21 protein-coding genes and 1 pseudogene are annotated in these 25,422 nt (G+C 44.6%); 6 read left to right on the forward strand and 16 right to left on the reverse strand.

The features are described from left to right. The first annotated feature begins 128 nt into the window (after positions 1-128). Complete coding sequence (locus Vgang_RS15715; RefSeq protein ID WP_105901762.1) at positions 129-3,272, forward strand: DUF748 domain-containing protein; 3,144 nt, start codon at positions 129-131, stop codon at positions 3,270-3,272. Between the two features lie 296 nt (positions 3,273-3,568). On the opposite strand, the gene Vgang_RS15720 is transcribed toward Vgang_RS15715, so the two are convergent. After that, a complete protein-coding gene (locus tag Vgang_RS15720) occupies positions 3,569-5,938 on the reverse strand; it encodes a Lon protease family protein (protein ID WP_406708320.1) in 2,370 nt (789 codons plus the stop codon). A 261-nt stretch (positions 5,939-6,199) separates the two neighbouring features. Between Vgang_RS15720 and Vgang_RS15725 the strand changes: the two genes are divergently transcribed. From Vgang_RS15725 to Vgang_RS15735, 3 genes are all read left to right on the forward strand, one after another. Next, entirely contained in the window at positions 6,200-6,856 is a 657-nt protein-coding gene (locus tag Vgang_RS15725) for a nitroreductase family protein (protein ID WP_105901764.1), read from the forward strand. Between the two features lie 214 nt (positions 6,857-7,070). Further along, a complete protein-coding gene (locus Vgang_RS15730; protein ID WP_105901765.1) occupies positions 7,071-9,914 on the forward strand; it encodes an FAD-binding and (Fe-S)-binding domain-containing protein in 2,844 nt (947 codons plus the stop codon). A gap of 10 nt (positions 9,915-9,924) precedes the next feature. Continuing rightward, positions 9,925-10,551, forward strand: a complete 627-nt coding sequence (locus tag Vgang_RS15735; RefSeq protein WP_105901766.1) for an NAD-dependent epimerase/dehydratase family protein — start codon at positions 9,925-9,927, stop codon at positions 10,549-10,551. 40 nt (positions 10,552-10,591) lie between these two features. On the opposite strand, the gene Vgang_RS15740 is transcribed toward Vgang_RS15735, so the two are convergent. The 11 genes from Vgang_RS15740 to Vgang_RS15790 all read right to left on the reverse strand — a co-directional run bounded on the left by Vgang_RS15740 (position 10,592) and on the right by Vgang_RS15790 (position 20,812). Continuing rightward, the gene (locus Vgang_RS15740) at positions 10,592-11,206 is read right to left on the reverse strand and encodes a LysE family translocator (protein ID WP_105901767.1); all 615 of its coding nucleotides are present in this window, start codon (positions 11,204-11,206) and stop codon (positions 10,592-10,594) included. A gap of 9 nt (positions 11,207-11,215) precedes the next feature. Continuing rightward, on the reverse strand, positions 11,216-12,463 hold the full coding sequence (locus tag Vgang_RS15745; RefSeq protein WP_406708314.1) for an MFS transporter: 1,248 nt from the start codon (positions 12,461-12,463) through the stop codon (positions 11,216-11,218). A gap of 99 nt (positions 12,464-12,562) precedes the next feature. Beyond that, on the reverse strand, positions 12,563-13,897 hold the full coding sequence (locus Vgang_RS15750; protein ID WP_105901768.1) for a peptidoglycan DD-metalloendopeptidase family protein: 1,335 nt from the start codon (positions 13,895-13,897) through the stop codon (positions 12,563-12,565). 262 nt (positions 13,898-14,159) lie between these two features. Further along, positions 14,160-14,792: an urease accessory protein UreG gene (gene ureG / locus Vgang_RS15755; protein WP_105901769.1), complete on the reverse strand. Its 633-nt coding sequence runs from the start codon at positions 14,790-14,792 to the stop codon at positions 14,160-14,162. A 35-nt stretch (positions 14,793-14,827) separates the two neighbouring features. Next, entirely contained in the window at positions 14,828-15,532 is a 705-nt protein-coding gene (locus tag Vgang_RS15760; protein WP_105901770.1) for an urease accessory protein UreF, read from the reverse strand. A 6-nt stretch (positions 15,533-15,538) separates the two neighbouring features. After that, positions 15,539-16,120: a HupE/UreJ family protein gene (locus tag Vgang_RS15765; RefSeq protein WP_105901771.1), complete on the reverse strand. Its 582-nt coding sequence runs from the start codon at positions 16,118-16,120 to the stop codon at positions 15,539-15,541. 90 nt (positions 16,121-16,210) lie between these two features. Beyond that, positions 16,211-16,690, reverse strand: coding sequence for an urease accessory protein UreE (gene ureE / locus Vgang_RS15770; RefSeq protein ID WP_105901772.1), 480 nt, complete (start codon positions 16,688-16,690; stop codon positions 16,211-16,213). A gap of 424 nt (positions 16,691-17,114) precedes the next feature. Next, entirely contained in the window at positions 17,115-18,857 is a 1,743-nt protein-coding gene (ureC, locus tag Vgang_RS15775) for an urease subunit alpha (RefSeq protein WP_105900987.1), read from the reverse strand. A gap of 81 nt (positions 18,858-18,938) precedes the next feature. Then, complete coding sequence (locus Vgang_RS15780) at positions 18,939-19,274, reverse strand: urease subunit beta (protein ID WP_105900988.1); 336 nt, start codon at positions 19,272-19,274, stop codon at positions 18,939-18,941. A 9-nt stretch (positions 19,275-19,283) separates the two neighbouring features. Next, positions 19,284-19,586, reverse strand: coding sequence for an urease subunit gamma (gene ureA / locus Vgang_RS15785; RefSeq protein WP_105900989.1), 303 nt, complete (start codon positions 19,584-19,586; stop codon positions 19,284-19,286). A gap of 326 nt (positions 19,587-19,912) precedes the next feature. Continuing rightward, on the reverse strand, positions 19,913-20,812 hold the full coding sequence (locus tag Vgang_RS15790; RefSeq protein ID WP_105900990.1) for an urease accessory protein UreD: 900 nt from the start codon (positions 20,810-20,812) through the stop codon (positions 19,913-19,915). Between the two features lie 197 nt (positions 20,813-21,009). Between Vgang_RS15790 and Vgang_RS15795 the strand changes: the two are divergent. Continuing rightward, positions 21,010-21,120 (forward strand): annotated as a pseudogene (locus Vgang_RS15795) (type II secretion system protein); the annotation flags it as partial. Between the two features lie 45 nt (positions 21,121-21,165). After that, positions 21,166-21,519 carry a hypothetical protein gene (locus tag Vgang_RS15800; RefSeq protein ID WP_245879867.1) on the forward strand — a complete coding sequence of 118 codons (354 nt, stop codon included), beginning with the start codon at positions 21,166-21,168 and terminating at the stop codon, positions 21,517-21,519. Positions 21,520-21,545: 26 nt separating this feature from the next. Here the strand turns inward: Vgang_RS15800 and Vgang_RS15805 are convergent, their stop codons facing one another. From Vgang_RS15805 to urtC, 4 genes are all read right to left on the reverse strand, one after another. Continuing rightward, positions 21,546-22,412: a mechanosensitive ion channel domain-containing protein gene (locus Vgang_RS15805; protein WP_105900991.1), complete on the reverse strand. Its 867-nt coding sequence runs from the start codon at positions 22,410-22,412 to the stop codon at positions 21,546-21,548. Between the two features lie 246 nt (positions 22,413-22,658). Further along, on the reverse strand, positions 22,659-23,354 hold the full coding sequence (urtE, locus tag Vgang_RS15810) for an urea ABC transporter ATP-binding subunit UrtE (RefSeq protein WP_105900992.1): 696 nt from the start codon (positions 23,352-23,354) through the stop codon (positions 22,659-22,661). Between the two features lie 2 nt (positions 23,355-23,356). Beyond that, positions 23,357-24,220, reverse strand: a complete 864-nt coding sequence (gene urtD / locus Vgang_RS15815; RefSeq protein WP_105900993.1) for an urea ABC transporter ATP-binding protein UrtD — start codon at positions 24,218-24,220, stop codon at positions 23,357-23,359. Continuing rightward, positions 24,217-25,419, reverse strand: a complete 1,203-nt coding sequence (gene urtC, locus Vgang_RS15820) for an urea ABC transporter permease subunit UrtC (protein WP_170066823.1) — start codon at positions 25,417-25,419, stop codon at positions 24,217-24,219. The genes urtD and urtC overlap by 4 nt, the downstream gene beginning before the upstream one ends. Positions 25,420-25,422 lie beyond the last annotated feature (3 nt).

The raw sequence follows: 25,422 nt of genomic DNA on the forward strand, positions 1-25,422 counted from the left end.
GTGTTTTCCATTATTTTACTGTCAGAAAAAAGTGATATTTTGCAGTTTTTAAATCACTGACAAGGCGTATAATAGGCGGGTATTTTCTCTGTTTGCCCTTTTGCAAACTGCTTTGAGGTTTTATTGGTATGCCAAGCGCTCTTAAACAAGCTTACACTCGATTCAAACAAGCTCCCCTTTCTTTACGTATTTTCAGTTACTTACTGGTTGCTTATGGTGTGTATGCCATTGTTTTAGGTCTCATTATTCCAAGCGTGTTGCAATCGCAAGCACCAAAACAGCTCAGTACGTTACTGGGCCGAGATGTTCAAATTCAACAAGTGCGCATCAACCCATTTTTGTTACGTGTGCGTATTTCTGGGTTTGAAATTAAAGAGCAAAGCAACGACGATGCTTTCGTTAAATTTGAAAAATTAGACGTCCAACTCGGCTTTTGGAAAAGTGTATTCAGCCTGGCCCCAACGGTTGAGCATTTCTACTTAGTAAAACCACAAGTCACCATCGCTCGCGTAAACAGTGATTCTGAATTTAACTTCTCAGATATCATCGACACATTAGCCGCCAATGCGAGCCAAGAAGAAAGTGCACCTGAGCCAGAAAAACAAAAATCGGCACTGCCTGCTTTTCACGCACAAGACATCCAACTCAGCCAAGGTCAATTTGATTATCTTGATCAACCAACCGGCGCACACTTGCAATACAAAGGCTTAGACATCAACCTGCCTCAATTAGATTCGCAAGCGCTGACCGTCATCAAACCTCAGCAAACCGCTGATGGAAAAACAACCACAGCAGGCAATCAAATCAACCACTTTGAGTTAAATGTCACTGGTGCCGATGAAGGTTCACTAGCGCTAAAAGGCCAGTTCCAATTTGAACCGTTTGCTCTGCAAGGGGATGTAAGCCTCAATAAAATTACCCTTGCTCGTTTTTGGCCATTTGCTGAAAAGGAACTCAAAGCGAAATTGACCAATGGCCAGTTTGATCTAGCGACTCGATTCGAATTAAAACAAGACGATCAAGCCTTCAATTTTTCAACACAAAAAGGCCACTTTGCGCTACGCAATTTAGAGTTTAGTGATGAGCAGACACCAAAAATTAAACTGCCATCATTAACCGTAAATAATGTGGCACTGGATAGCCAAAAACGTGACATTGATATTAAGAGCGTAACGCTAGATGGTTTATGGATTGATAGCGTACTGACCAAGTCCGGTCTTGATCTACAAACATTATTTTCGCCAAAATCTCAAAGTACCGTTTCCGAAAACGCAACGTCAAAAAATACTACGCCAGAAAACGCTCAAGCCGATGAAGCGCCAAAACCGGTTGTTTCCGTCGATGAAACCCACGTTAGCAAGCCAGATAATGCCTCTTCCAGTGACGCTGATTGGATTGTGCACTTACATCAATTTGCTATGCAAAACACGGATATTCATTTAAAAGAACAAATGGTCAGTCATGGCGTGAATTGGCGTGTGTACCCGCTCAATATCAGCACACAAGATATTTACAGCGATTTGCGTAACCCTATTGCCTATAGCCTCGATGTATCTGTTAATTCTTGGTTAAAAGCGGAGCCAGAACATACTCGTGGCTCATTAACCAGTGTCGGTCAAATTGATGCCAAAGCGCTGACGGCTCAGGGTAACATCGCACTTAAAGATCTGGATTTAACCCAATTACAAACCTATTTAGACCCGTACTTAAATGTTCAGTTACGTAGCGGCAAACTCAGCACCGACGGGCAATTCACTGCCGATACAAATGGTCAAGCTACCTACAATGGCAGCGCTCAAGTGGCTGCTCTCAATATTCGAGACAAAGTGGAATATCAACCACTGGTTAAATGGTCGAACATGGCGATCAACAATTTGTCATTTGACCAAGCGAAAAATACACTCAAAATCAACACCATTACTTTTACCGCTCCTTACGGCAAAGTGTTGATTGATAAGAATCGTCAAACCAACATCGGCAACTTAGTGAAGCCTCAGCCAGCGAGTGTATCAACGGCAAAATCAAATTCATCACCAAGTAAACCAATGAGCGTGTATGTGGGGCAAATTCGCATTAACAGCGGTTCAGCCTACTTTGCCGATTACTCTCTGCCAACCAGCTTCCAATCGGGCATTGAGTCGATTTCCGGAAATATCCGTAATATTTCATCCACACCGGGTACTAAAGCTACTGTGAACATTAACGGTAAAATCAATAAATACGCACCCGTAACACTAAAAGGTGCTATCAACCCATTGATTGAAAGACCTTACTTAGATCTGGATCTGGTATTCAAAAGTGTGGAATTAACCTCGGTAAACCCATATTCAGGCACCTATGCCGGTTACTACATCGACAAAGGTCAGCTATCACTGGATTTAAAATACCAATTGGAAAACAACCAATTAGTCGGTGATAACCATCTGGTTATTGATCAGCTTAAGTTAGGCGAGCCAAGTGATTCAGATTTAGCGACAGGTCTACCACTGAAATTGGCGATCGCACTATTGCAAGACCGCAACGGCGTAATCGACCTTGGTATGCAAGTGTCTGGCGATGTGAACGATCCTGATTTCAGTGTTGGCGGCATCGTGCTTAAAGCCCTCACCAACGTGATCACCAAAGTAGTGACTTCGCCTTTCTCGATGCTGGCAAGTCTTGCTGGGAGTGATGAAGAGCTCAACCACGTCACTTATGCCGCGGGCAAGGCCGATTTGTCTGACGAAGCCAAAGAACAATTGACTACGTTAGCCAAAGCCTTGTTAGATCGCCCTCAATTAACCATCAGCATTACGGGTGCTGTCGATGCGGCAACCGATAGCCAAGCACTGGCAGAAGCGAAAGTACAAAGCCTGCTACTTGAAGACAGTGGCGTCGACGCGCTACCAGCAGATGCTTCCGCCAGTACCATCGCTAAAAATGAAGGCTTGGCTGACAGTGTCGAAGATTTATACGAAGATCTCTTGAAGAAAGACGTTGGCGATGAAGAAGATAAAATTGAGCAACAACTAAAACAAAACAACGCTGACGGTAAAGTCAACTCAGAAGAGCTAGAAACCGCTCTGCACATCAGCCTATATAACCAATTGGTTGAAGCCCAAAATATTAGCCAAGATGATTTAGGCATTCTAGCTGAAGAACGCGCGCGCAATATCAAAGCCTATCTCGTTGATGAACAACGACTCAGCCCAGAGCGAGTGTTTATCCTAGACAGTAAATCCAAACTCATCACCGACAGCCAAGGGGCTGAATTAACGATTGATGCGAAGTAATTGAACTCTAAAACCAAATAACAAAAACGGCATCGTTCCTCCAAACTATGCCGTTTTTTGTGGTTATCCGCAGTTGAGGTTGGTTCAATAAACTCAACCGAAAAAGATCACCAGCAATAACACCACCAACGCGATTACGCCGAATACTTTCAGTGCCAATTTAAAATCGCCACCGCCATTGGGTGCTTGGTTACAACAGCCCATAAACCCTCCTATTCGTTTAGCTTTACTCTAAAGAATAAAGGTTCCCGCTGCAGGAAGGTCAATAGGCTGTACCAATAATGTCTCAAATAGCGCTATCGTCTTAACGCATTCAACTTGGCTTGAGTAATACCAAATATGGTGCCCACTGGATAAGTGAAGTCATCTTCTAACTCACCGACCGATTTATCCATAAAGATTTCTAGTGCTTGCGTGACATGCTCTATCGCCCAAATATGGAATTCGCCTTTTTGCACCGCCTCGACAATGTCTTTGCGGAGCATTAGGTTATGCACATTCGATTGTGGAATGATCACGCCTTGTGTTGAGCTGCGACCTTTGATTTTACACACATCAAAGAAGCCTTCGATTTTCTCATTCACCCCGCCAATCGGCTGCGCTTCGCCAAATTGGTTCATCGAGCCGGTAATAGCAATATCTTGACGCAGTGGCAGTTTCGAAAATGCCGATACAATCGCACACACTTCCGCCATCGACGCACTGTCACCATCGACACCGCCGTAAGATTGTTCAAAGGTGATATGAGTCGTCAGTGGAATTTTTGCGCTGCGACCTAGAATCGACGCTAAATACGCCGACAAAATCATCACGCCTTTAGAGTGAATACTGCCGCCTAAATCAACGTTGCGTTCAATATCTAAGATTTGTCCATCGCCGAAGGCGGTAGTAGCCGTAATGCGATTCGGTGCGCCAAACATGTGATCACTGGTTGAAAGCACGGATAACGCATTCACCACGCCTACCGCACTGCCTTCGGTTTTGATTAATGTCGTACCGTTAATGAAGGTTTCCATTACGCTGTCTTGCAAGCGACTGACACGCATCTCTTGATTACTCAAGGCTTGCTCAACATGCGAAGCACGAATAATGCTGGACTTCGCACTGCGAGCGACATAGTTAGATTCACGCAATAAATTAGCAATATGTGCCGAATGCAACGACAGTTTGTTTTGATCGCCAGCAGTACGCGAGCTGTGTTCAATGATTTTTGCGATGGCTTTTTTATCGCAATGCAGCATGCCGTTATCGTGCACGATGCTAGAAATAAAACGTGCGTAATGCATTTCAGAATCTGGCGTGCGCTTCATTTCATCTTCAAAATCAGCCGTCACTCGAAACAGTTCACTGAATTCCGGATCGTAATGTTGCAGCAATTGATAAGTACGGTAATCACCAAACAAGATGATTTTAACATTCAGTGGAATTGGTTCAGGATCGAGCGACACTGCGCCGGTTAACGTCACTTCTTTTTCCAGCGAGGTTAAACTTAATTGGCGAGCACGCAATGCGCGTTTAATGCCATCCCAAACATAAGGCTGCTCTAGCACTTTAATCGCATCCATCAATAACACACCGCCATTGGCTTTGTGCATACTGCCGGCGCGAATCAAAGAAAAATCGGTGAATACTGTGCCTTTATAGGTCGCGGTTTCAACGCAACCAAACAAGCTGTGATAATTCGGGTTATCTTCTACAATGATTGGGAAAGTATCTTGCGGCTGACTCACCAACACATTGATGCTGTAACGACGCGGCAATTTACTATCAAGCGACGCTGAAGCAATTTCATTTTGCTCATTCGACTCTTGCAAAAATTGATCGACGTTTTCCACCACATCTTTTTGTAGTTCCGTCAAATATTGCTTGATTTCAGGGTACTTGGAATACGCTTTTTTGAGATCTTTAATCAGATGTGCGAACACTTCGAGCGCAGTTTCATCATTGAGTTTTTTCATCTTCTCACTGAACGCTTCTTCCCATTCAGTGAGCTGGCGGATCATGCCACGCAGCTGAATTTCAAGCGCATCAATAGTTTTATGAAATTTTTCCTGATCTTTCTGGCTTAACTCTAAGAAGGTTTCTTCGGTGTGCACTTCTTCTTCATTTTGCATGGCGATGAATTCATAATCGCCTTGCAAGGTAATGGTTAAGCTTACGCCCTTTTCTTTGGCCTGTTTACTGATCTCTTCTAATGCCGATTGCTGCTTTTGGTTAAGCTGATTTTTCAGTTTCTCAGAACGAGTGAAATACACTTCGTTATCGAACGCCAAAGGAATCGCTTTCACCAGTTTCGCTAGCAATTTTTCCATATCCAGACGAAACGCTTTACCGACACCGCTTGGCAATTTCAAAACACGCGGACGACGAATGTCTTCAAAATTGGCGACATAACACCAATCAAACACTTGCATATCATCAGGTTTATGGCGGTTTAAATAACGCAATACCATGGTCCGTTTGCCCAAACCGTTTTGTCCGGTGGCATAAATGTTGTAGCCTTTGTCTTTGATCGACATGGCAAATTCCACCGCTTTTTGCGCGCGCTCTTGGCCAACAATTTCATCGATCGGCGGAATATCTTTGGTCGATTTACAAGGTAGCTGTTCAAGATCAGCAGGGTGATAAAGCTTGTCGCTCTCTAAGCGAAGGGGGGAAGAATACATCGTCATAAGCAATCCCTACTTTTACATTGTTTTTATCAGAATAGCTGAAATTTATTTCAAATTGAGTGATTTAAGTTGCTTTACCGTCTAAGCGCTTATTTTATCGCCAAACCGAAACATGATTGACACCAGTTGGACAAAATTTTCGAACAAACTCATCAAATAAATCCGGCTGTGAACTTGATCACGCTTGGTATTATCGCCATATCTGAGAAACCAAAATTCAAAGCACTTTCGCTTGCTGCTTGCTAAGGAATAAAAATGACTCACCCAATTATCAAAGATTTAGAATCTCGCTATACCGCAAAACGTTATGATTCAAGCAAAAAAGTCTCACAAGAAGACATGAAAACGTTGATGGATGCGATTCGACTATCGGCTTCTTCAATCAACTCTCAGCCGTGGAAGTTCGTGGTGATTGAATCTGATGAAGCAAAACAACGTTTCCACAATACGTTTGCCAATAAATTCCAATTTAATCAGCCTCACGCAACAGCGGCCTCTCGCATCATTTTGTTTGCTCATAAATTGCAATACAACAAAGCCGATTATGAGAAAGTCATTGATAAAGGCATTGTCGATGGTCGCAATAAACCAGAAGAAAAAGAACAAGCCTTTGGTGCCTACGCTTTCGTTGACTTAAATACCAATGAAGAAGGTTTCAATGATGAGTGGACGAAATCTCAAACCTATATCGCACTTGGCAATGCACTGCATACCTTGGCTCGCTTAGGTATTGATTCCACCACAATGGAAGGCATTGATTCTGAACTCATTAGCCAAGAATTTGCTGCGGAACTAGACGGTTACGAATGCCATGTTGCACTCGCAATTGGTTATCACGACCCTGAGGAAGATTACAATGCCAAATTGCCTAAATCACGCCTTGCGGCACAAGATGTGGTGATCACGCTGTAAATCGAATGTCGATTGAGTTCCGTTGAAAATCATTTAAAGCAGTTTGAGAGCTCCCCACTTTCAGGCTGCTTTTTTCTCCTTCTCCCACATTTTCCCTTTGCTTTACTTTTGCTTACCAGCAACAAGATCTATACTGACTGCAATTCGATAATCTATTGATAATAAAGCGCTCTATCCGTACCTAGGTATCGAGGGCCAATAATAAGCAGGAAGTATGGATAACTACTCTCAACTGACGCACGCATTAGCAAAACGCATCGCTCCCTCACGCATTATTACCCAACAAGATCAATGTCTGGCTTATGGCACCGATGCCAGCTTTTATCGTTTGGTACCCAAGATTGTGTTGCGTCTAAAAGACCTCGATGAAGTGCTTTACACCATGCGTTGTTGCCGAACGCTAGAGCTTCCTTTTACTTTTCGCGCGGCTGGAACTAGCCTCTCCGGGCAAGCGGTATCCGATTCCGTTTTAATTACCTTAACGGACGATTGGCGTCACCATCATATCCACGACAATGGACAGCGAATTACCCTACAGCCAGGCGTGATTGGCGCCGATGCCAATAAGTACCTTGCCCCATTTGGGCGTAAAATCGGCCCCGATCCGGCGTCTATCAATGCCTGTAAAATCGGCGGTATTGCAGCCAATAACTCCAGCGGTATGTGTTGCGGCACCGCGCAAAACTCTTATCAAACCTTAGAAAGTATGAAAATTGCTTTCTCTGATGGCAGCATTTTAGATACCGGTAACCCGAGCAGTATTCAAGCCTTTGAACAATTACACGGAAAATTTCTGGATGATATTACTCAGTTGGCCGAACAAACCAAAGCCAATCATGAGCTTACGCATCTAATCCAGCATAAATATCGCCTCAAAAATACCACCGGATACGCGATTAATGCCTTAGTCGATTTCAGCGATCCTATCCAAATTATTCAGCACTTGATGATTGGCTCAGAAGGCACACTGGGTTTTATTGCCGACATTACCTATCACACGGTAGAAGATCACCCGCACAAGGCGTCGGCGCTGTTGGTGTTTGAAAATATCGAACAAGCTAGCCAAGCAGTCACCGCGTTATCCAATACTCATGTTGCTGCGGTGGAAATGATGGATGGCCGCTCTTTACGCTCGATCGCAAATAAACCGGGCATGCCTGAATTTATCAAACAACTCGACTTAGAAGCAGCCGCACTGCTGATTGAATCTCATGCCAAAGACGATGAAACGCTACAGCAGCAATGCGACGCTATTTTAGCCCGTGTTAATTCATTCAATATTATTGAGTCGGTTGCTTTTACCACTGATGCGACCGTTGTGGCGAACTTATGGAATATCCGAAAAGGACTTTTCCCTGCTGTGGGTGCGGTTCGTGAAACCGGTACAACCGTTATCATCGAAGATGTTGCGTTTCCCGTCGAGCACCTTGCACAAGGCGTGCGTGAATTGCAGCTGTTATTTGAAAAATACGGTTACGATGAAGGCATCATTTTTGGTCACGCTCTAGATGGCAACTTGCACTTTGTGTTTACTCAAGGCTTTGAACAGCAGCAAGAAATTGATCGTTACGGCCAATTTATGGATGAGGTGAGCCAATTAGTGGCGGTTAAATATCAAGGCTCTCTCAAAGCCGAGCATGGCACTGGTCGTAACATGGCCCCTTACGTTGAACTGGAATGGGGCAAAGAAGGCTATCGCTTAATGCAAGAAATTAAGCGCCTGTTCGATCCACAAGGTTTGCTCAACCCTGGCGTGATCATCAACAGTGATGCAAAAGCGCATCTCAGCCACTTAAAACCCATGCCCAAAGCCGATGAATTAGTCGACCGTTGTATTGAATGTGGTTTTTGTGAACCGGTATGTCCATCTCGCACGTTGAGCCTATCCCCTCGCCAACGCATTGTTCTGTATCGTGAATTGCAACAACAAAAGCGTGACGGTAAAGCGAGCGCGCCAGAATTAGAAAAACTGTTTAACTATCAAGGCGTGGAAACCTGTGCGGCCACTGGTTTATGCGAGCAGCGCTGCCCAGTAGGCATTAACACCGGCGAGCTCGTCAAAAAACTGCGCCAACAAAAACACACCAAAGCACCGCTGATTGCCCGTTGGACGCACGATCATTTCACTCGCACCACCGAGACCATCAAAACAGGGCTCAAGATCAATCACATCATCAGTAAAATTGCGGGCCGGCATGTGATGTCTGGTGTCAGCACAGGTATTCGCAAATTATCGGGCAGTCGCATTCCCCTTTGGTTGCCGGAAATCCCTGATGCAAATCGCCATAAACTCCCAATGGACACGCAAAAACAAGCGGAACAAGACATGTTCAAGATTGCCGATGTCCAGCATCGTAAAGTGGTTTACTTTCCATCTTGTGTCAGCCGCACTGTTGGCTCCAATACCGGAGAGGCAGAACTGACCAAAGTCACTATGTCGCTACTCAAAAAAGCGGGGTTTGATATTATTTTGCCGAAAAATTTGAGTGACCAATGCTGCGGCATGCCTTATAAAAGCAAAGGCTTAGAAGAACTTGGCAACAGCAAAGCCAAGCAATTAGAAGAAAAGTTATGGCAGGCTAGTCATCAAGGTTTGTATCCTATATTGATGGATACCAGCCCTTGTCTGAAACAAAGTTTGGCTGAGTTCACGAAACCCATGTCGGTATTTGAACCCTCTGAATTTGTGATGAAACACCTCACGCCTTACCTAAATTTTGCGCCACTGAATGAAACCGTAATGCTACATATCACCTGTAGCACTCGTACTTTAGGGTTGGAAAATGCGATGTTAAGCCTTGCCAAGCAATGTGCGAGTAATGTGATTGTGCCTGAACATATTCAATGTTGCGGCTGGGCGGGCGATAAAGGCTTTAATACCCCAGAGCTTAATGCTGCGGCTCTTTCCCCCCTAAAAGCACAAGTACCAAGCCATTGCAGTCGCGGCTTTAGTAATAGCCTGACCTGTGAAATTGGCCTATCACATCACAGCGGCATTCCTTATCAATCGATTTTGTATTTGGTGGATGAAGCAACCACGCCATTACCACAGGCATAGTAGGAGTAATATGAGATTATTGATCGTAGGCGCAACCGGTTTGGTCGGCAGCCACGTACTGCAATTGGCGCTTGATGATGAACGTGTAACCAAAGTGATTGCTCCAGTTCGTCGCCCACTAGCTGAACACCCGAAACTTGATGCACCGCTCATTGATTACAACAATATCAAATGGAGTTGGGGTGACGTCGATGCAGTGATCTGCACCTTAGGCACGACAATTAAAACCACTGGTTCTAAACAAGCCTTTTATCGCGTCGATCATGATTATCCACTCATGATCGCTACATTGGCTCAACAACATGGTTGCAAGGTGTATGTTCTCAACTCAGCCACCGGAGCTAATGCCAATTCAAAGATCTTCTATAACCAAGTAAAAGGTAAACTAGAGCAAGACCTCAAAGCCCTCGATTTCCGCTCCCTCACCCTCGTACAACCCGGTTTAATTGGTGGTAAACGCAGCGAATTTCGCTTTGGCGAGCATGTGTTTTCTCTATTATTAAGACTACTGCATCCTGTCTTGCCAAAATCATGGCGCATCAGTCCGGTAGAAAATATCGCAAAAGCATTAGTTAAATCGGCGATGGAAGCAAAACCTGGCTGCCATGCGATCGAAGCAAAAACACTGGCTAATTAACTAACCTGAGCTGCGGATAACGAGCCAGTGTTTCTTTCTATCAGGCCAATAGTTGATAGCCAATTTCCCTGGCCACAGGAAGAACGGACACTGCTAATAATCCCGCCATAATAAGGTTAAACCATTTACGGCTTGTAGCACTATTCAACGTATTTTTCAGTAAAGAACCAAATGCTAACCACACCCCAACACACGGAAATGACACCACAAAAAAAGTAAGTGCAATCAAAATATTCTGCGTATAGAAGCTTGTTCCTGTTGTAGTAAAAGCAGCTATTGCCCCTGTCGCAACAACCCATGCTTTCGCATTGACCCACTGAAATAACGCCCCTTTCATAAAGGAAAAAGGCTCCGCTTGCTTATCTGAATTCACATCACCAGCAGACCGGGCGATCAAATAGGCGAGATACAGCAAATAAAGTACGCCGACACACTTAATAATGAAGTGTAAATTGGGAAATAACTCAAATAACTGAGAAAAACCTAAACCCACCAGCAATAGCATCAAAGTAAAACCAACACAGATACCTGCTAACAATGGCAAGCTTTTCTTCACGCCAAAATTGACCCCTGACGTCATCACCATAATATTATTCGGCCCCGGCGTCACCGAGGCGGATATCGCAAATAAAACAACAGCAAATAAATAATCCATGCCTTCCCCTTATTGTCCTTCACTTCCCCATTTAAAGCGGCACACTTCATTGCCCGGCTTAGGTATACGAGGAATATTGCACGATAGCACTAGTGATACCACCGCCATTCCCGCACCGATATAAAAGACGGCTGCTGGCGAATGTAGCCATAGCAACCCGAATGTCACGGGGATAACAACGGCGGCAATGTGATTGATGGTGAATGACACGCCCGCGGTTGAGGCCATATCTTGCGGATCGGCTATCTTTTGCAGATAGGTTTTTACCGCCAGAGCCAATGCAAAGAACAGATGATCGACCACATACAAGCCAGCTGCTATATGTGAGTTCTCAACCAGTGCGTAACCCACAAACACGCAAATTAAACCGCAGTATTCAAAAATCAGTGCTTTACGTTCACCCACGACACCAATAAACTGGCCAATTTTCTTAGCAAACAAAAAGTTAAATGCGTAGTTGATTAAGAAAAGCAAAGTAATATCGGCAGCTGAATAGTGAAATTTTTCCACCATCAAAAAGCCTGCAAATACGGTGAAAATTTGACGACGAGCACCGCTCATAAAGGTCAGTGCGTAATAAAGCCAATAACGCTTCCTTAATACCAAGTTTTTATTTTGAATAGTAGTCGATTCAAACTGAGGAAATGCTAGCCCCATGAACAAGGTAATCACTAAGGCAATCCCACCCGTTATCAGATAAACCTGCCAATAAGTCAATTTAGCCACTTCTAACATGACCCATAAAGCACCATAAGTCAGCAGTGATGCCAACGCACCGACTGAAATTAGCTTACCTAAAAATTCCGGCGCTTCATCTTTATTAAGCCACTGTAATGACAAAGATTGCTTGAGGGTTTCAAAATAGTGGAAGCCTGTCGACATCAGTAACGTGGTCATCAACAAACCAAGTACAGACGGGAAAAATCCGGTAATCGCTACACCTAATGACAGCATAGCCAATGCCACAATCATGAACTTTTGTTCACGAATAAACAGTAATACGAACACCACGGTGAACGCCAAAAAGCCGGGAATTTCACGCACGCTTTGCAACAAACCGATATCGGCTCCCGTGAACACAGCTTTTTCAATCACGAAGTTATTCAAGAGCGCCATCCAACTTGAGAAGGCAATTGGCACGACAATCGACACTAATAGCAAAAAGTTTTGCGGTGTTTTCCACGTTTTCGGCTGATCCACAAATTTGCTTTGCTCAACCTGAGAATTTTGTGGGGATGAGTGTTCAACGGAATTCATTGTCCATCCTTGGTTAAATGAAATAAAAAAGAGCAAATGATGATATCACTTGCTCTTCCTAAAAATGTAAAAACTTTTAACAATTAAACGTTATTACTATCAATTTTTTGCCAACACCGGTTGGTCTTGCAATTCTGGGTTTTCCAATGCCGCTTGTTTCGCTGCTTTAAACTGCTCATTAATCGATTTAACTTGCTGTTCAAATGCTGCTTTTTCTTTCTTAGGCACAGATGTCGCCATTGGGATCTTTGCCGTTAAGAAATTGACCGGGCGATTACGAATAATGAATTCATAGTGCAAGTGTGGACCGGTTACGCGCCCTGTCATACCTGATTTGGCAATGACTTGACCACGATGTACCGCTTGACCTTTACGTACCAAAATTTTGCTTAGGTGCAGATAACGAGTGGTATAGGTTGAGCTGTGTCTTACCACGACATATTTACCCGCGTATGGATGGTTAGTCGTGAGTGTCACAATACCATCGCCTGTTGCAAGTACATCCGTACCGGTTGGACATGCAATGTCAGCGCCGTTATGAGGGGCATGACGATGGGTCACTGGGTGCAGACGATTTGCATCAAATGGTGAACTAATACGGTAATGTTGCTTCGTTGGCCAACGTAAGAAAGCACGCTGTAAGCTATCACCATTACGATCGTAATATTGACCATCAGAATGTAAATACGCACTGATCACACGGCCACGGTTATAAATACGAATCGCATCGATTTCACGGTTGCCGGTAGCCACACCATCGATAAATTGACGTTTTTGCAAGATTTCAAATTTATCGCCAGCACGTAAATCACGCACAAAGTTTAATTTATCTTTTAATAACTGAGTAATTTGCTCCGTTTCTGCCCCGGAAATACCATGTTGGTATACCGAAGTTGAGAAGCTGCCATGGATCTCGCCAAACAATGGGTACGATTTCCATTCACCGGGTAGGTTAATTTCATTAAAACTGTAACTTTCATCATCGTTACGAGTAAATACCACTTTATTGGCCAGCGTAAACTCGACTTCTAATTTAGTCAGGTGCTGTCGATCTTCATCCATCCAAATCTTTAATGTATCACCTGGAGTTAAGGTATCGAGTGTTAAGTGGTTTTGGTCGGTGTCCATCACGCTCAGCATGTCACTGTATGGCACACCTAAACGAACAAAAATACTACTCAGGTTGTCCCCATCTTGGATTTGATATGCAAACAACGGGAGGTTTTCATCTACATGCACAGGTTTGGTAGCGGCAACGGCTTTGGCTTCTTCAGCCAAAATTTTATCCATATCCATTGATACGGTTTTGCGTCCATCACCGGAGTCAACAATTATTGCGATGAGAATAAACAGTACGATAACGGCCGCACCGACCTTGAGCATCAACGGGAATTGCGGGTGTTGACGGAGTTTTGAAAAAAATTGTTTGGACATAAGGCTTAGTATCTGTATTCCCAATAAACGGGAATGTACATGGTTCAAAAAATGGGTTCAGTTTACCAACTAAAAAAGTTGATACGTTATAACAGACCATTTTAAATCGAAAAGTTCAAAAATCGGGCGCAAATGTAACTTAATCTTACGAAAAAAGCGAGCCCTAGCTACCGCTAAGACTCGCCCATTTAGACAATTTATGATTTATCGCAAGCCTTGACTGGCTTAGCCTGACCGATAATTCATACTTTACTCACAACCATCATGCATCTTTTGGCGTTAACATGCCCTCAGTGATAATAAAGTCAATAATAGTATCCAAACCCACTTTCTCTTTTAGGTTGGTAAAAACAAATGGTTTGGTTGGACGCATACGCTGAGTATCCGACTCCATCACTTCCAACGAGGCACCAACATACGGCGCTAGATCGATCTTATTAATCACGAGCAAATCTGAACGTGTGATACCAGGGCCACCTTTACGTGGGATCTTCTCCCCTTCGGCGACATCAATTACGTAAATGGTGAGGTCAGCAAGTTCTGGGCTGAAGGTTGCGCTGAGGTTATCGCCACCACTTTCGACAAAGACCACATCAAGATTTTTATGACGTTTTGCTAATTCTTCCACTGCCGCTAAGTTCATTGAGGCATCTTCACGAATCGCAGTATGCGGGCAACCACCCGTTTCAACACCTATGATGCGATCAGCAGCCAAAGCTTCGGCGCGAGTTAAGATTTTGGCATCTTCTTGAGTATAAATATCGTTGGTTACCACGGCGATATTAAGACGATCGCGAATGGCTTTACACAATACTTCAAGCAATGCGGTTTTACCTGAACCAACAGGGCCACCAATACCAATACGAAGTGGTTGTTTGTACGTTTCTTGAGACATGATCTTTCCTTAATCTGTTACATCTTCCCGTCACATTAAGAACGGAAAAGCCTTGTATATTGAGTTTCATGACGACTGCTGGCAATCGCAACTGACGGAGTGAAACTGCCAATATCGTCATCTTGAATTTGATTCGCTTTAGTGATGCATTGCGGCAACATTTCTGACAGCGCCAGTAACGCTTTTTGCCCCGATGTTTGTCCTAACGGGATCAATTTAACACCAGCCATTACCATATTTTCAGCCCAACTCCACACATAACCTTGTTGCAAACTGTGCAGTGAAATGCCCCATGCTTTAGCGGCAACACAAAATCCTAATAGCTGATTTTGCGTGGCAGCATGCGGCTCATTATCCGGCTGCCATTGCGCTTGGATGGGTAAATCGAGCTGCTTTAATAACGTAAATAGCGCTTTACCACGCTGTAGTTCTTCGGCACGTAACTCGCTCGTCTCACGGCATGAGTAAAGATAATCACTCCAATATTGAATACTATCTTGATCACTATTTTCGAGGGCCTGATAAAATTTCGCCAAAATGGGCAACTCTAGCGTGACTAAACTGCTGTTAAGCATCATTTCAAGCCAATCAACCATTTGGTCTTGGTTACTAACCCAGCCTGCTTCTACCGCCCATTCCAACCCTTGCGAGTAGGTAAACCCGCCAATCGGCAATGACGGGCTGATCAATTGAAATAAACGGAAACAAGCAAAGTCAGTCGATTGCTGAACTAAATCCATAAGCCTTTATGAAGCCAGCATTAATGCGACACCTGAAGCGGCAATACCCGCACCAAGCCATTTTGTCGCTAATAACTGTGAAACGCGCTCACCAACAAACATAATCGCACTCGCTGCGACTAACATACCTGCGCCAAAGCCCACTAGGCTGCCGCTCGCTTCGACACCGTGTGCGTAACCGTGAAAAAACACTAAACCGATAGAAGCAAAAACTAAAAATTGTGTCATCGATTCACGGCTAGTAAAGGCATTCCAAATACCTAAAGCCACCACAAAAGCAGACGCGGCGATCATCAGCTCAACACCACTGACAAAACCAATCATGCTGCCAGCAGCAAGGCCAACCGTTAATGTCACTAACGCAGCCACCGCTAACATAACTTTGCCTTTCGCATTGCTGTCGTTAACGCGCGCACGATTCATCAACATACCCAAACCAAGCAACATCACTAGGTGATCCAAACCTGTTAATGGGTGAATAAATCCTTCCATAAACGAGTGATGTTCACCGTGCATGTGACCAACATGAGCAAAAGCAGCAGGGGCGGCGAAAAGTGAAGCAAGCGTAAGTAAACGAGTAAGTTTCATGGCAAATATCCTTATTTTTACCCTGTATATTGAAAGCAACAGGTTGTTTGTAATGTTGAAAAAGAAAAACGAATTAAAAATTTGTACTCATTAATGAGAATGTTCATGATCATGATGGTGATGATGCCCACCTGAACGGCCTCCATAGGCGCCATCTTCTGGCTCAAATGGGGCTTGTTCGACCGTGACTTCTGCGCCGAGACCAACCACCATGTCATCTAAAACGTGGTCATGCTGGTAACGCACCCAACCATCGGCAATTTGCAGTGGCACATGACGATTACCTAAGTGATAAGTCACTCGGTTGAGTAACAATGCATCTTGGCAGTACACACTTGATACGGTTTCTGGCGCCGCTTTTACTTCAACCAACAGGCCGCATTCACTTTGTAGCACTTGACCACCACGTAAAATATTACCGCGCGGCAAAAAAAGCCCTGCATCGCGACCATCATCTAACACCACCTTCAAGCGGCTTTTAATACGGCTATTGATTGGCAAACTTAATGAACCATTCACCGTTTTATTTTCTGATAATGCATTTGTGACTATTTTGGTTAATTCGATCATATATCGTCCTTTAAATAACGAGATTCTCGTGTCTCGTGTCTCGTGTCTCGTGTCTCGTGTCTCGTGTCTCGTGTCTCGTGTCTCGTGTCTCGTGTCTCGTGTCTCGTGTCTCGTGTCTCGTGTCTCGTGTCTCGTGTCTCGTGTCTCGTGTCTCGTGAGGAAGGCTGCAAACGACGCTGTTGCTGTCAACAACTCATAAAAAATACGTCATTCCGTACATGAGCCTAAGCGAAGAAGATACGGAATCTCCAACCACATGTGACTCACTCAATCTCTATTGGAGATCCTGAACTGCACTCCTACGTCGCTTTTCAGGATGACGTGTAACTCGATATAACTGCCCACATGCAACGAAACGTTCTCGCTACTCACTACACATTCGAGTCACGAGCAGCGAAGCGCCCGAGCCACGAGCTACCGACTATCAAAAAAGAAAATACCTCTGTGCCATTGGCAACACTTCCGCTGGTTCACAAGACAATAGTTGCCCATCGGCTTTTACTTCATAAGTTTGTGAATCAACTTCAATCTTGGGCTGCCAATCATTGAGTTTCATGTCTGCTTTGGAAATATTGCGGCAGTTTTTTGCCACTCCAATCAAGCTGCCTAAGCCAAGTTGGCCCGCAATGTCTTTGTCTTGCGCCGCTTGAGAAACAAATAACATCGAAGTGCGTTTCGAAGCCTTGCCATAGCTGCCAAACATCGAGCGATAATGAACAGGCTGAGGCGTTGGGATCGACGCATTCGGATCGCCCATTGGAGCCATGGCAATCATGCCACCTTTAACAATCGCACTCGGTTTTACGCCAAAGAACGCCGGTTTCCAAAGCACTAAATCAGCCAATTTACCCACTTCAATTGAGCCCACTTCATGACCAATCCCGTGAGTAATTGCAGGGTTTATCGTGTATTTCGCGACATATCGACGCAAACGGAAGTTATCACTCGGCGCAGTGTGACCAAACTTTTCTTCTTGAGCATCAAAGGCTTGTTGGTCTTCTTTCAGCGTTCCGCGTTGCACTTTCATCTTGTGTGCAGTCTGCCAAGTTCTCAGGACTACTTCACCGACACGTCCCATTGCTTGTGAGTCTGATGCAATCATCGAAAAAGCACCTAAGTCATGCAAAATATCTTCGGCAGCAATGGTTTCACGGCGAATACGTGATTCGGCAAACGCCACATCTTCGGCAATGGAAGGAGACAAATGGTGGCAAACCATCAACATGTCTAGGTGTTCATCCACGGTATTGACCGTATAAGGACGAGTTGGGTTAGTCGATGACGGCAACACGTTGGATTCGCCGCAAGCACGAATAATATCTGGTGCATGACCACCACCCGCACCTTCAGTGTGATAAGTGTGGATCACGCGATCGCCGATAGCATCTAACGTTGATTCAACAAAGCCTGACTCGTTTAGCGTATCGGTGTGAATGGCGACCTGAACATCCATTTGATCAGCAACGGTTAAGCAGTTATCGATACTAGCAGGTGTTGAGCCCCAGTCTTCGTGCAGCTTCAAACCAATCGCACCGGCTTCCACTTGCTCAATCAAAGACTCTGGCAAACTGGCATTACCTTTACCAAGTAAACCAAAGTTCATTGGGAATTCATCTAACGCTTCTAGCATGCGATGCATGTTCCACGGGCCTGGCGTACAAGTTGTTGCGTTAGTACCTGTTGCTGGACCAGTACCACCACCGATCATAGTCGTGACACCTGAGGCTAATGCTTCTTCAATTTGTTGTGGGCAAATATAGTGAATGTGCGAGTCCATCCCCCCCGCGGTGACAATCGAACCTTCTGCGGCAATGACTTCGGTACCCGGGCCCACAATGATATCGACATTCGGTTGTACGTCAGGGTTACCCGCTTTACCGATAGCACAAATTCGGCCATCTTTTACCGCGATATCGGCTTTCACTACGCCCCAATAATCCAAAATCACTGCGTTGGTTAACACTAGATCTGGCGTAAACTCTGATGACAACTGGCTTTGTCCCATGCCATCTCGAATGACTTTGCCGCCACCAAATTTGACTTCATCACCATACACAGTGAAATCTTTTTCCACTTCAAGCCAAAGGTCGGTATCGGCAAGGCGTAATCTATCGCCAGTGGTTGGACCAAACATTTCCGCATAAGCACGCTTTGAAATTTTTGCCATGTTAAATCCTTTTAATTCGTTTTGACTCTATACCTTTCGTACTTGGGGTATATTACTTTTAGGCATACACAAAAAATGTCATTACAGTGCGCCCATCACCTTGCCTTGAAAACCGTACACTTTACGATCGCCAGCGTATTCCACTAATTCAACCGTACGCTGCTGACCCGGCTCAAAACGTGTCGCCGTACCCGCTGGAATATTCAGACGAAAGCCATGTGCGGCTTCACGATCAAACTTCAAGGCTTCATTTACTTCAGAAAAATGGTAATGGGAGCCGATTTGCACAGGACGATCGCCTAAGTTTTCGACTTTAACTTGGATAGTTTTGCGGCCAACATTGAGTTCAACATCCCCTTGCCCCGAAACTAATTGGCCTGGAATAAATGCGTTAGGATTCGCGTTACTGGTTTTCATGGCTACTCCTTACACAATCGGGTCATGAACGGTGACAAGTTTGGTTCCATCTGGGAATGTGGCTTCGACTTGCACATCTGGGATCATCGAAGGTACGCCTTCCATCACATCATCTGCCGTTAAAATCGTACGTCCAAAGCTCATCAGTTCCGCCACGGTTTTGCCTTCCCGCGCCCCTTCTAAAATCGCACTGCTGATCAGTGCGACCGATTCCGGATAATTCAGTTTTAAGCCTTTGTCTTTACGTTGCTGAGCCAACATGCCAGCACAAAAAATGAGGAGCTTGTCCTTTTCTCTTGGGGTGAGTTCCATGTATACGTTCCTCGTTTATCGGGCACTTCGTTTCTCGTTGCTCGAAATGCCCATTTAATACCAATCGTACTAATTATCTGATCATCCTTGCTTGTTAAAAGACTCGATAACTTCGTTAGACTTTTCGTTTATAAAGAAGTTGATTGTAGAATAACTACTTATCGAAAATTCCCGCCTTGTTCTCAAGCCTTTTTCCGTCGCAATTTCTGACCATCTAATTAGTGTGATTGGTATAACTTATCAATATTATTATCTTCGACGTTGTTGTCTTTTTTGTAATACGAGCAGCAACGCGTCCTAGCAGCGAAGCGTACCTAAAATCGAACTTACGTTGCCCAAATTCTTGGTGGCTCTGGCACATAACCAAACCATTGCTGACGAAATTGTTGCCAAATTAATGTGAAGGCTTCTAGCAAAGGTTCTGTCCATTGTCCAAGCGCTCGAACAACAATCAAATCATCAAGTTGCGTTGCGCCGATAACCAATTCTCGGTTGAATGCAAAGTCTTGAAGCAAGTCTTGTACCATTTCGAGATCATTGTCAGTACGAGCGGTAATAAATAAGCTCCCCATCATAGGGAATCCTTGCAAGCCACTGTTTAATATTGACTTATCGCCTCCGATCAATTGCACATTTTCAGTGAGAATACGTTTTCCTTGGCTAAAAACTTGCGTCTTACCCCACACTTTTCCAGCTTCAAAGCACTCATTTAGTGCAGGGCGACCAAAACAGTGCAATTCCCAGCCCATAAATAGTGCATCTTTTTCTATGTGAATTTCCGTGTCGACACGCACTTGTCCGGTTGGGAAGAAAATATTCTCTTGTGGTAACCATTCCAAACAACTTCCTGACTTAGCCGTCAAGATTTGCTTTTGCTGTGCAATTTTACCTTCAGAGCGATAAAACTTGGTTGCACCGGGCGTGGTCACTAAAGCATGAGCACCTGAGTGCGTGGTGGCTTGGATCAATAGTTCATCGCCCCCCACTACACCGCCTGGCGGGTGCAAAAGGTAGGTATGGCAGACGTCGCCTTCTGGGTATAACGGTCGTTGGATAGCCAATGGTCCAAGCTGAGTTTTGTGTCCCACCACCGTTTTATCACCGCGGTCGGTAAAATCTAAGGTGAGTTGAGCCTTCCATCCATCGGTACTACGATTAGGATGAGGCTTCAAATTATGCAATGGCGTACTGTGGGGAGGTTGCTCCGCCAATGAAGATACAGGCATGAATAACGACTCCTTTTGTTATTGTCTGGCACTTAATCAATTTGTCATTAAGCGCTAACATCAAGCAATCTTCATGCCTGAAATATTCTATCCATCTGCGCCAGAGTCATTGCGCGATAGATGAAATCAATAAAAAGTTAAAATTTAGCCACTGCTTTACACTTAGGTCAGTGCTGAGGTAAATGGAGTCATCTAATATGAAAAAGAATAAGGGCTTTACCTTAATCGAATTAGTGGTCGTCATTGTCATTCTAGGCATTTTAGCGGTAACAGCCGCACCAAAGTTTTTAGGTATCTCTCGTGACGCATAGATAGCAGCACTGAAAGGGTTGGAAGGGGCGATTAAATCAACCGTGAACCAAACTTATGCAAAAGCTGCCATTGCAGGTATAGAAAATAATGAGCGCAGTGGACCTAATGATCTGCCCGTTGTGGAAGTGAACGGACATCCTCTTGAACTTAAATATGGCTATCCGGAAGTGTACGCGGAAGGATCCAATTCTTACGATATTTTAGATTTAATTGATGTGAGCGGATTTAAAACCTGTCTAAGTACATCTTGTATTAGTAGCAACAGCTCTCGGGTAAAAATTGGCTACGATACAACAGAAGATACTGGCTGCTATGTTCGCTATAGTGAACCTGGGGGTACAGGCGCCCCCTCAGAAACTATGTATGGGCTAATTACGGTAACGGAAGGCTGCTAACCCTCCGTTACCTAATGCAACTGAAATCAAGCCGCGGACTTTGACTCCAGATGCACCACCATTTGCTGGTATGGGATTTTGATACCTTGTTGGTCAAAAGTCTCTTTAATCGTTTCAAGGCTGTCGTAATAGACTTTCCAATAATCTGCACTTTTTACCCAAGGACGAACAACGATATTCACCGAGCTTTGATTTAAGCTGATCACACCAATGGTAGGTTTTGGCGTTAACAATACCCGTTCATCGGCTTGCATAATGTGTTCGATTAATTGTTTGGCTTGCTGTAAATCTGCTTTATAAGAAACCCGGATCTCCATATCCACTCGACGCACAGGATGGCGCGAAACATTGGTGATCGGCCCACCCATCACTTTATTATGCGGCACTGCCACCATTTTATTGTCACCAGTTTTCAGCACGGTATGAAAAATTTCTATTGATTGAACCGTGCCAGATACACCACCCGCATCAATAAAATTACCCGCTTTAAACGGTCGAAAAATCACAATCAAGATACCGGCAGCAAAGTTTGACAGCGAACCGCGCAAGGCCATACCCACCGCTAAGCTCGCAGATGCCATAACAGCAATCAGAGATGCCATTCCAATACCCACTTGATTGAGCGCGGCAATTAAAACCACCAGCATCAATCCATAGCGCACAATCGAGCCAATAAATTGGGTTATGGACGGATCCATCTTTTTCGATTCGAGTACTTTTAACACCCCACGATGTACCGATTTAATCACCCAATGTCCGACGAATAAAATCAGTAATGCCGCCACAATATTCAAGCTGTAGTGGACAAATAAGTCGGTATTTTCAGAGATCCAAGCGGGAAAAATAGATGTTGAAGCGGTCGTTTCAACATCGGCATTATCAACAGCAGCCATATAAAATCCTTTATGTAAAAATGCATAGGCGCAGCGAGACGAAATCGACGGTTCTGACTCATCAACTGCATTTTTCAAATATATCTCATTTTTATATATCAGAAAGCTTTATTTCACATAGTTGCTACATTTTTCCATCATCAGATATCAATTATGTATAGCAGCCGACTCTGAATACAAAACCCTAAGGTTTGGGTAGTAAACCTTAGGGTTTCGTGGTCTAAAGAACGGATAGTTACCGTAGATTTACACCGTTAAATATTCCTTAATTAAGGCTTCATTCAGATCTTGCATTGGGCCATTGGCTACCGCTTTACCTCGGTCCAGCAAGCAGAACTTATCACCGACTTTACGCGCAAACGGTAACTTCTGCTCAACCAATAATACGGTTAAACCATGCTTTTCGTTGAGCATGCGGATGATATCCCCAATCTCTTGCACAATATTAGGTTGAATCCCTTCCGTTGGTTCATCCAAAATCAGCAATTCAGGCTCTACCACTAACGCTCGACCAATCGCTAACTGTTGCTGCTGACCACCCGATAAATCGCCACCGCGTCGATGCAACATTTCTTTCAAAACGGGGAAAATCTCAAAGATAAATTCCGGAATTTTACGATCGCCACGCTTACGAATAGGCAAACCGATTTCTAAGTTCTCTTGCACGGTTAACATCGGGAAAATTTGGCGACCTTGTGGCACATAACCGATACCTAAATGCGGACGTTGTTCAGTTGAGGCTTTGGTAATACTCTGCCCTTTAAACACAATATCACCACTTTTGATCGGGTTGAGTCCCATAATGCACTGCAACAAAGTGGTTTTGCCCACCCCATTACGGCCCATTAACACAGTGCATTTGCCTTTTTCCACTTCCACATCCAAATCCCACAGAATGTGGCTTTCACCATAAAATTGGTTCACAGCTTGAACTTGCAGCATCCTTACTCTCCCAAATACACTTTCTTCACTTGAGGATGAGATTGGATCTGATCCATATTCCCTTCCGCTAACACATGCCCTTGATGCAGCACTGTGACTTGATCGGCAATCGAACGCACGAACTCCATGTCGTGTTCCACCACCACTACCGAGTGCTTACCCGCTAACGATTTCAACAATTCGGCGGTGCGATCCATTTCTTGATGCGTCATACCCGCCACAGGCTCATCCACCAGCAATAACTTTGGCTTTTGCATTAATAACATGCCGATTTCTAGCCACTGTTTTTGTCCATGCGATAAAGCGCCAGCCAGTAAACCTCGACACTGTTCAAGACCAATCAACGACAGCACGCCATCAATTTCATCACTCTGCTCACCTGATAATTTGGCGCGAAAGGTAGACCATGCTGTGCGTGCGCCTGTCATGGCCAATTCAAGGTTATGCCATACGGTTAGGCTTTCAAATACCGTTGGTTTTTGGAATTTACGACCAATCCCCGCGTTGGCGATGGCTGCTTCGTCCATAGTTAACAAGTTCGTCTTTGAACCTAACCACACCTGCCCCTGATCCGGACGTGTCTTGCCAGTAATGATGTCCATCATGGTGGTTTTTCCGGCGCCGTTTGGACCGATGATGCATCGCAATTCCCCTTCTTTTATGTACAAATTCAAATCGTTAATCGCTTTAAATCCATCAAAAGAAACTGACACCCCTTCCATGTACAACATGATGTTGTGGCGAGTATCAATCAGTGGATGATTAACGGGCTTTAAAAAATCAAATACTTCATCGCGGCGGGTAAATTTTTCGAAACCTTCACCCACTCGGCGAAATGGTGTGACAACCGAATCTAATGCGCTCATGAGTGGGCCTCCTTATTATTTTGACTAGAGCTTTGAGATGAGTTTTCAAATGAAGCAGAAGGCTCAGATTTATTGGCCCACTTTTCCGATAGAGCTCCCATCACACCCTTTGGCAAGTACATAGTCGATAACACGAAAATGCCACCGAGTGCGAATAACCACACATCTGGAAATTCCACCGTGAACCAGCTCTTGGCGTAGTTAATGATCAAGGCACCCACAATCGCACCAAATAAAGTTGCGCGACCGCCCAGTGCTACCCATACCACAATTTCAATCGAGTTGATTGGCGCAAATTGCGCAGCGCTAGTACTGCCCGCTTGAGTCACATACAGTGCACCAGCAATACCCGCTAATACTGCAGACAATACGAACACCCATAACTTGATGCTATCGACATCGTAACCAGTAAAACGAGTACGAGATTCCGCATCACGAATCGCCACCGCTACGCGCCCTAGTCGGCTAGAAATCACCAAACGGCAAATCAAATAGCCAATAATCACAGCGGCAATCGTCGTCACTAACAAACCAACTTTGGTGGTGTCTTGCTCAAGGCTAAATCCGAGTACATCTTTAAATCCGGTTAAGCCACTGCTGCCGCCGAATCCCATTTCATTACGAGAGAAAGCCAGCATCAGCGCGTAAGTCAGTGCTTGCGTCATAATGGAAAGATAAACACCGGAAACACGCGAACGGAACGCAAGATAACCAAAGACAAATGCCAATACGCCCGGCACTAACATGATCATCAAGGCTGTAAAAGCAAAGTGATCAAAGCCATGCCAAAACCACGGCAACTCTTGCCAATTGAGCGATACCATAAAATCTGGCAGCAATGGGTTACCATAAACGCCGCGATCACCAATTTCGCGAGTGAGGTACATCCCCATTGCGTAGCCGCCAAGTGCGAAAAACGCGCCGTGACCTAGGCTTAAAATGCCTAAGTAACCCCAGATCAAATCCACCGCTAACGCCACTAACGCATAAGACAAATATTTGCCCATTTGTGTCACGGTAAATGAACTTAAATGCAGCGGGTTCCCTTCTGGCACCACAAGATTAAGCACGGGCACCACCACCGCCAGCAGCAATAAAAAGATAATGGTGATCTTGCCGCCTTTATCCGACGCCATGAAAGAGCGTCGCGCAGCAAAACCAGACGGATTGGGTGTTCCATGAATTGATTGAGAAGTCATAAC

It is taken from the genome of Vibrio gangliei (genome assembly GCF_026001925.1).
Taxonomy (GTDB): Bacteria; Pseudomonadota; Gammaproteobacteria; order Enterobacterales; family Vibrionaceae; genus Vibrio; species Vibrio gangliei.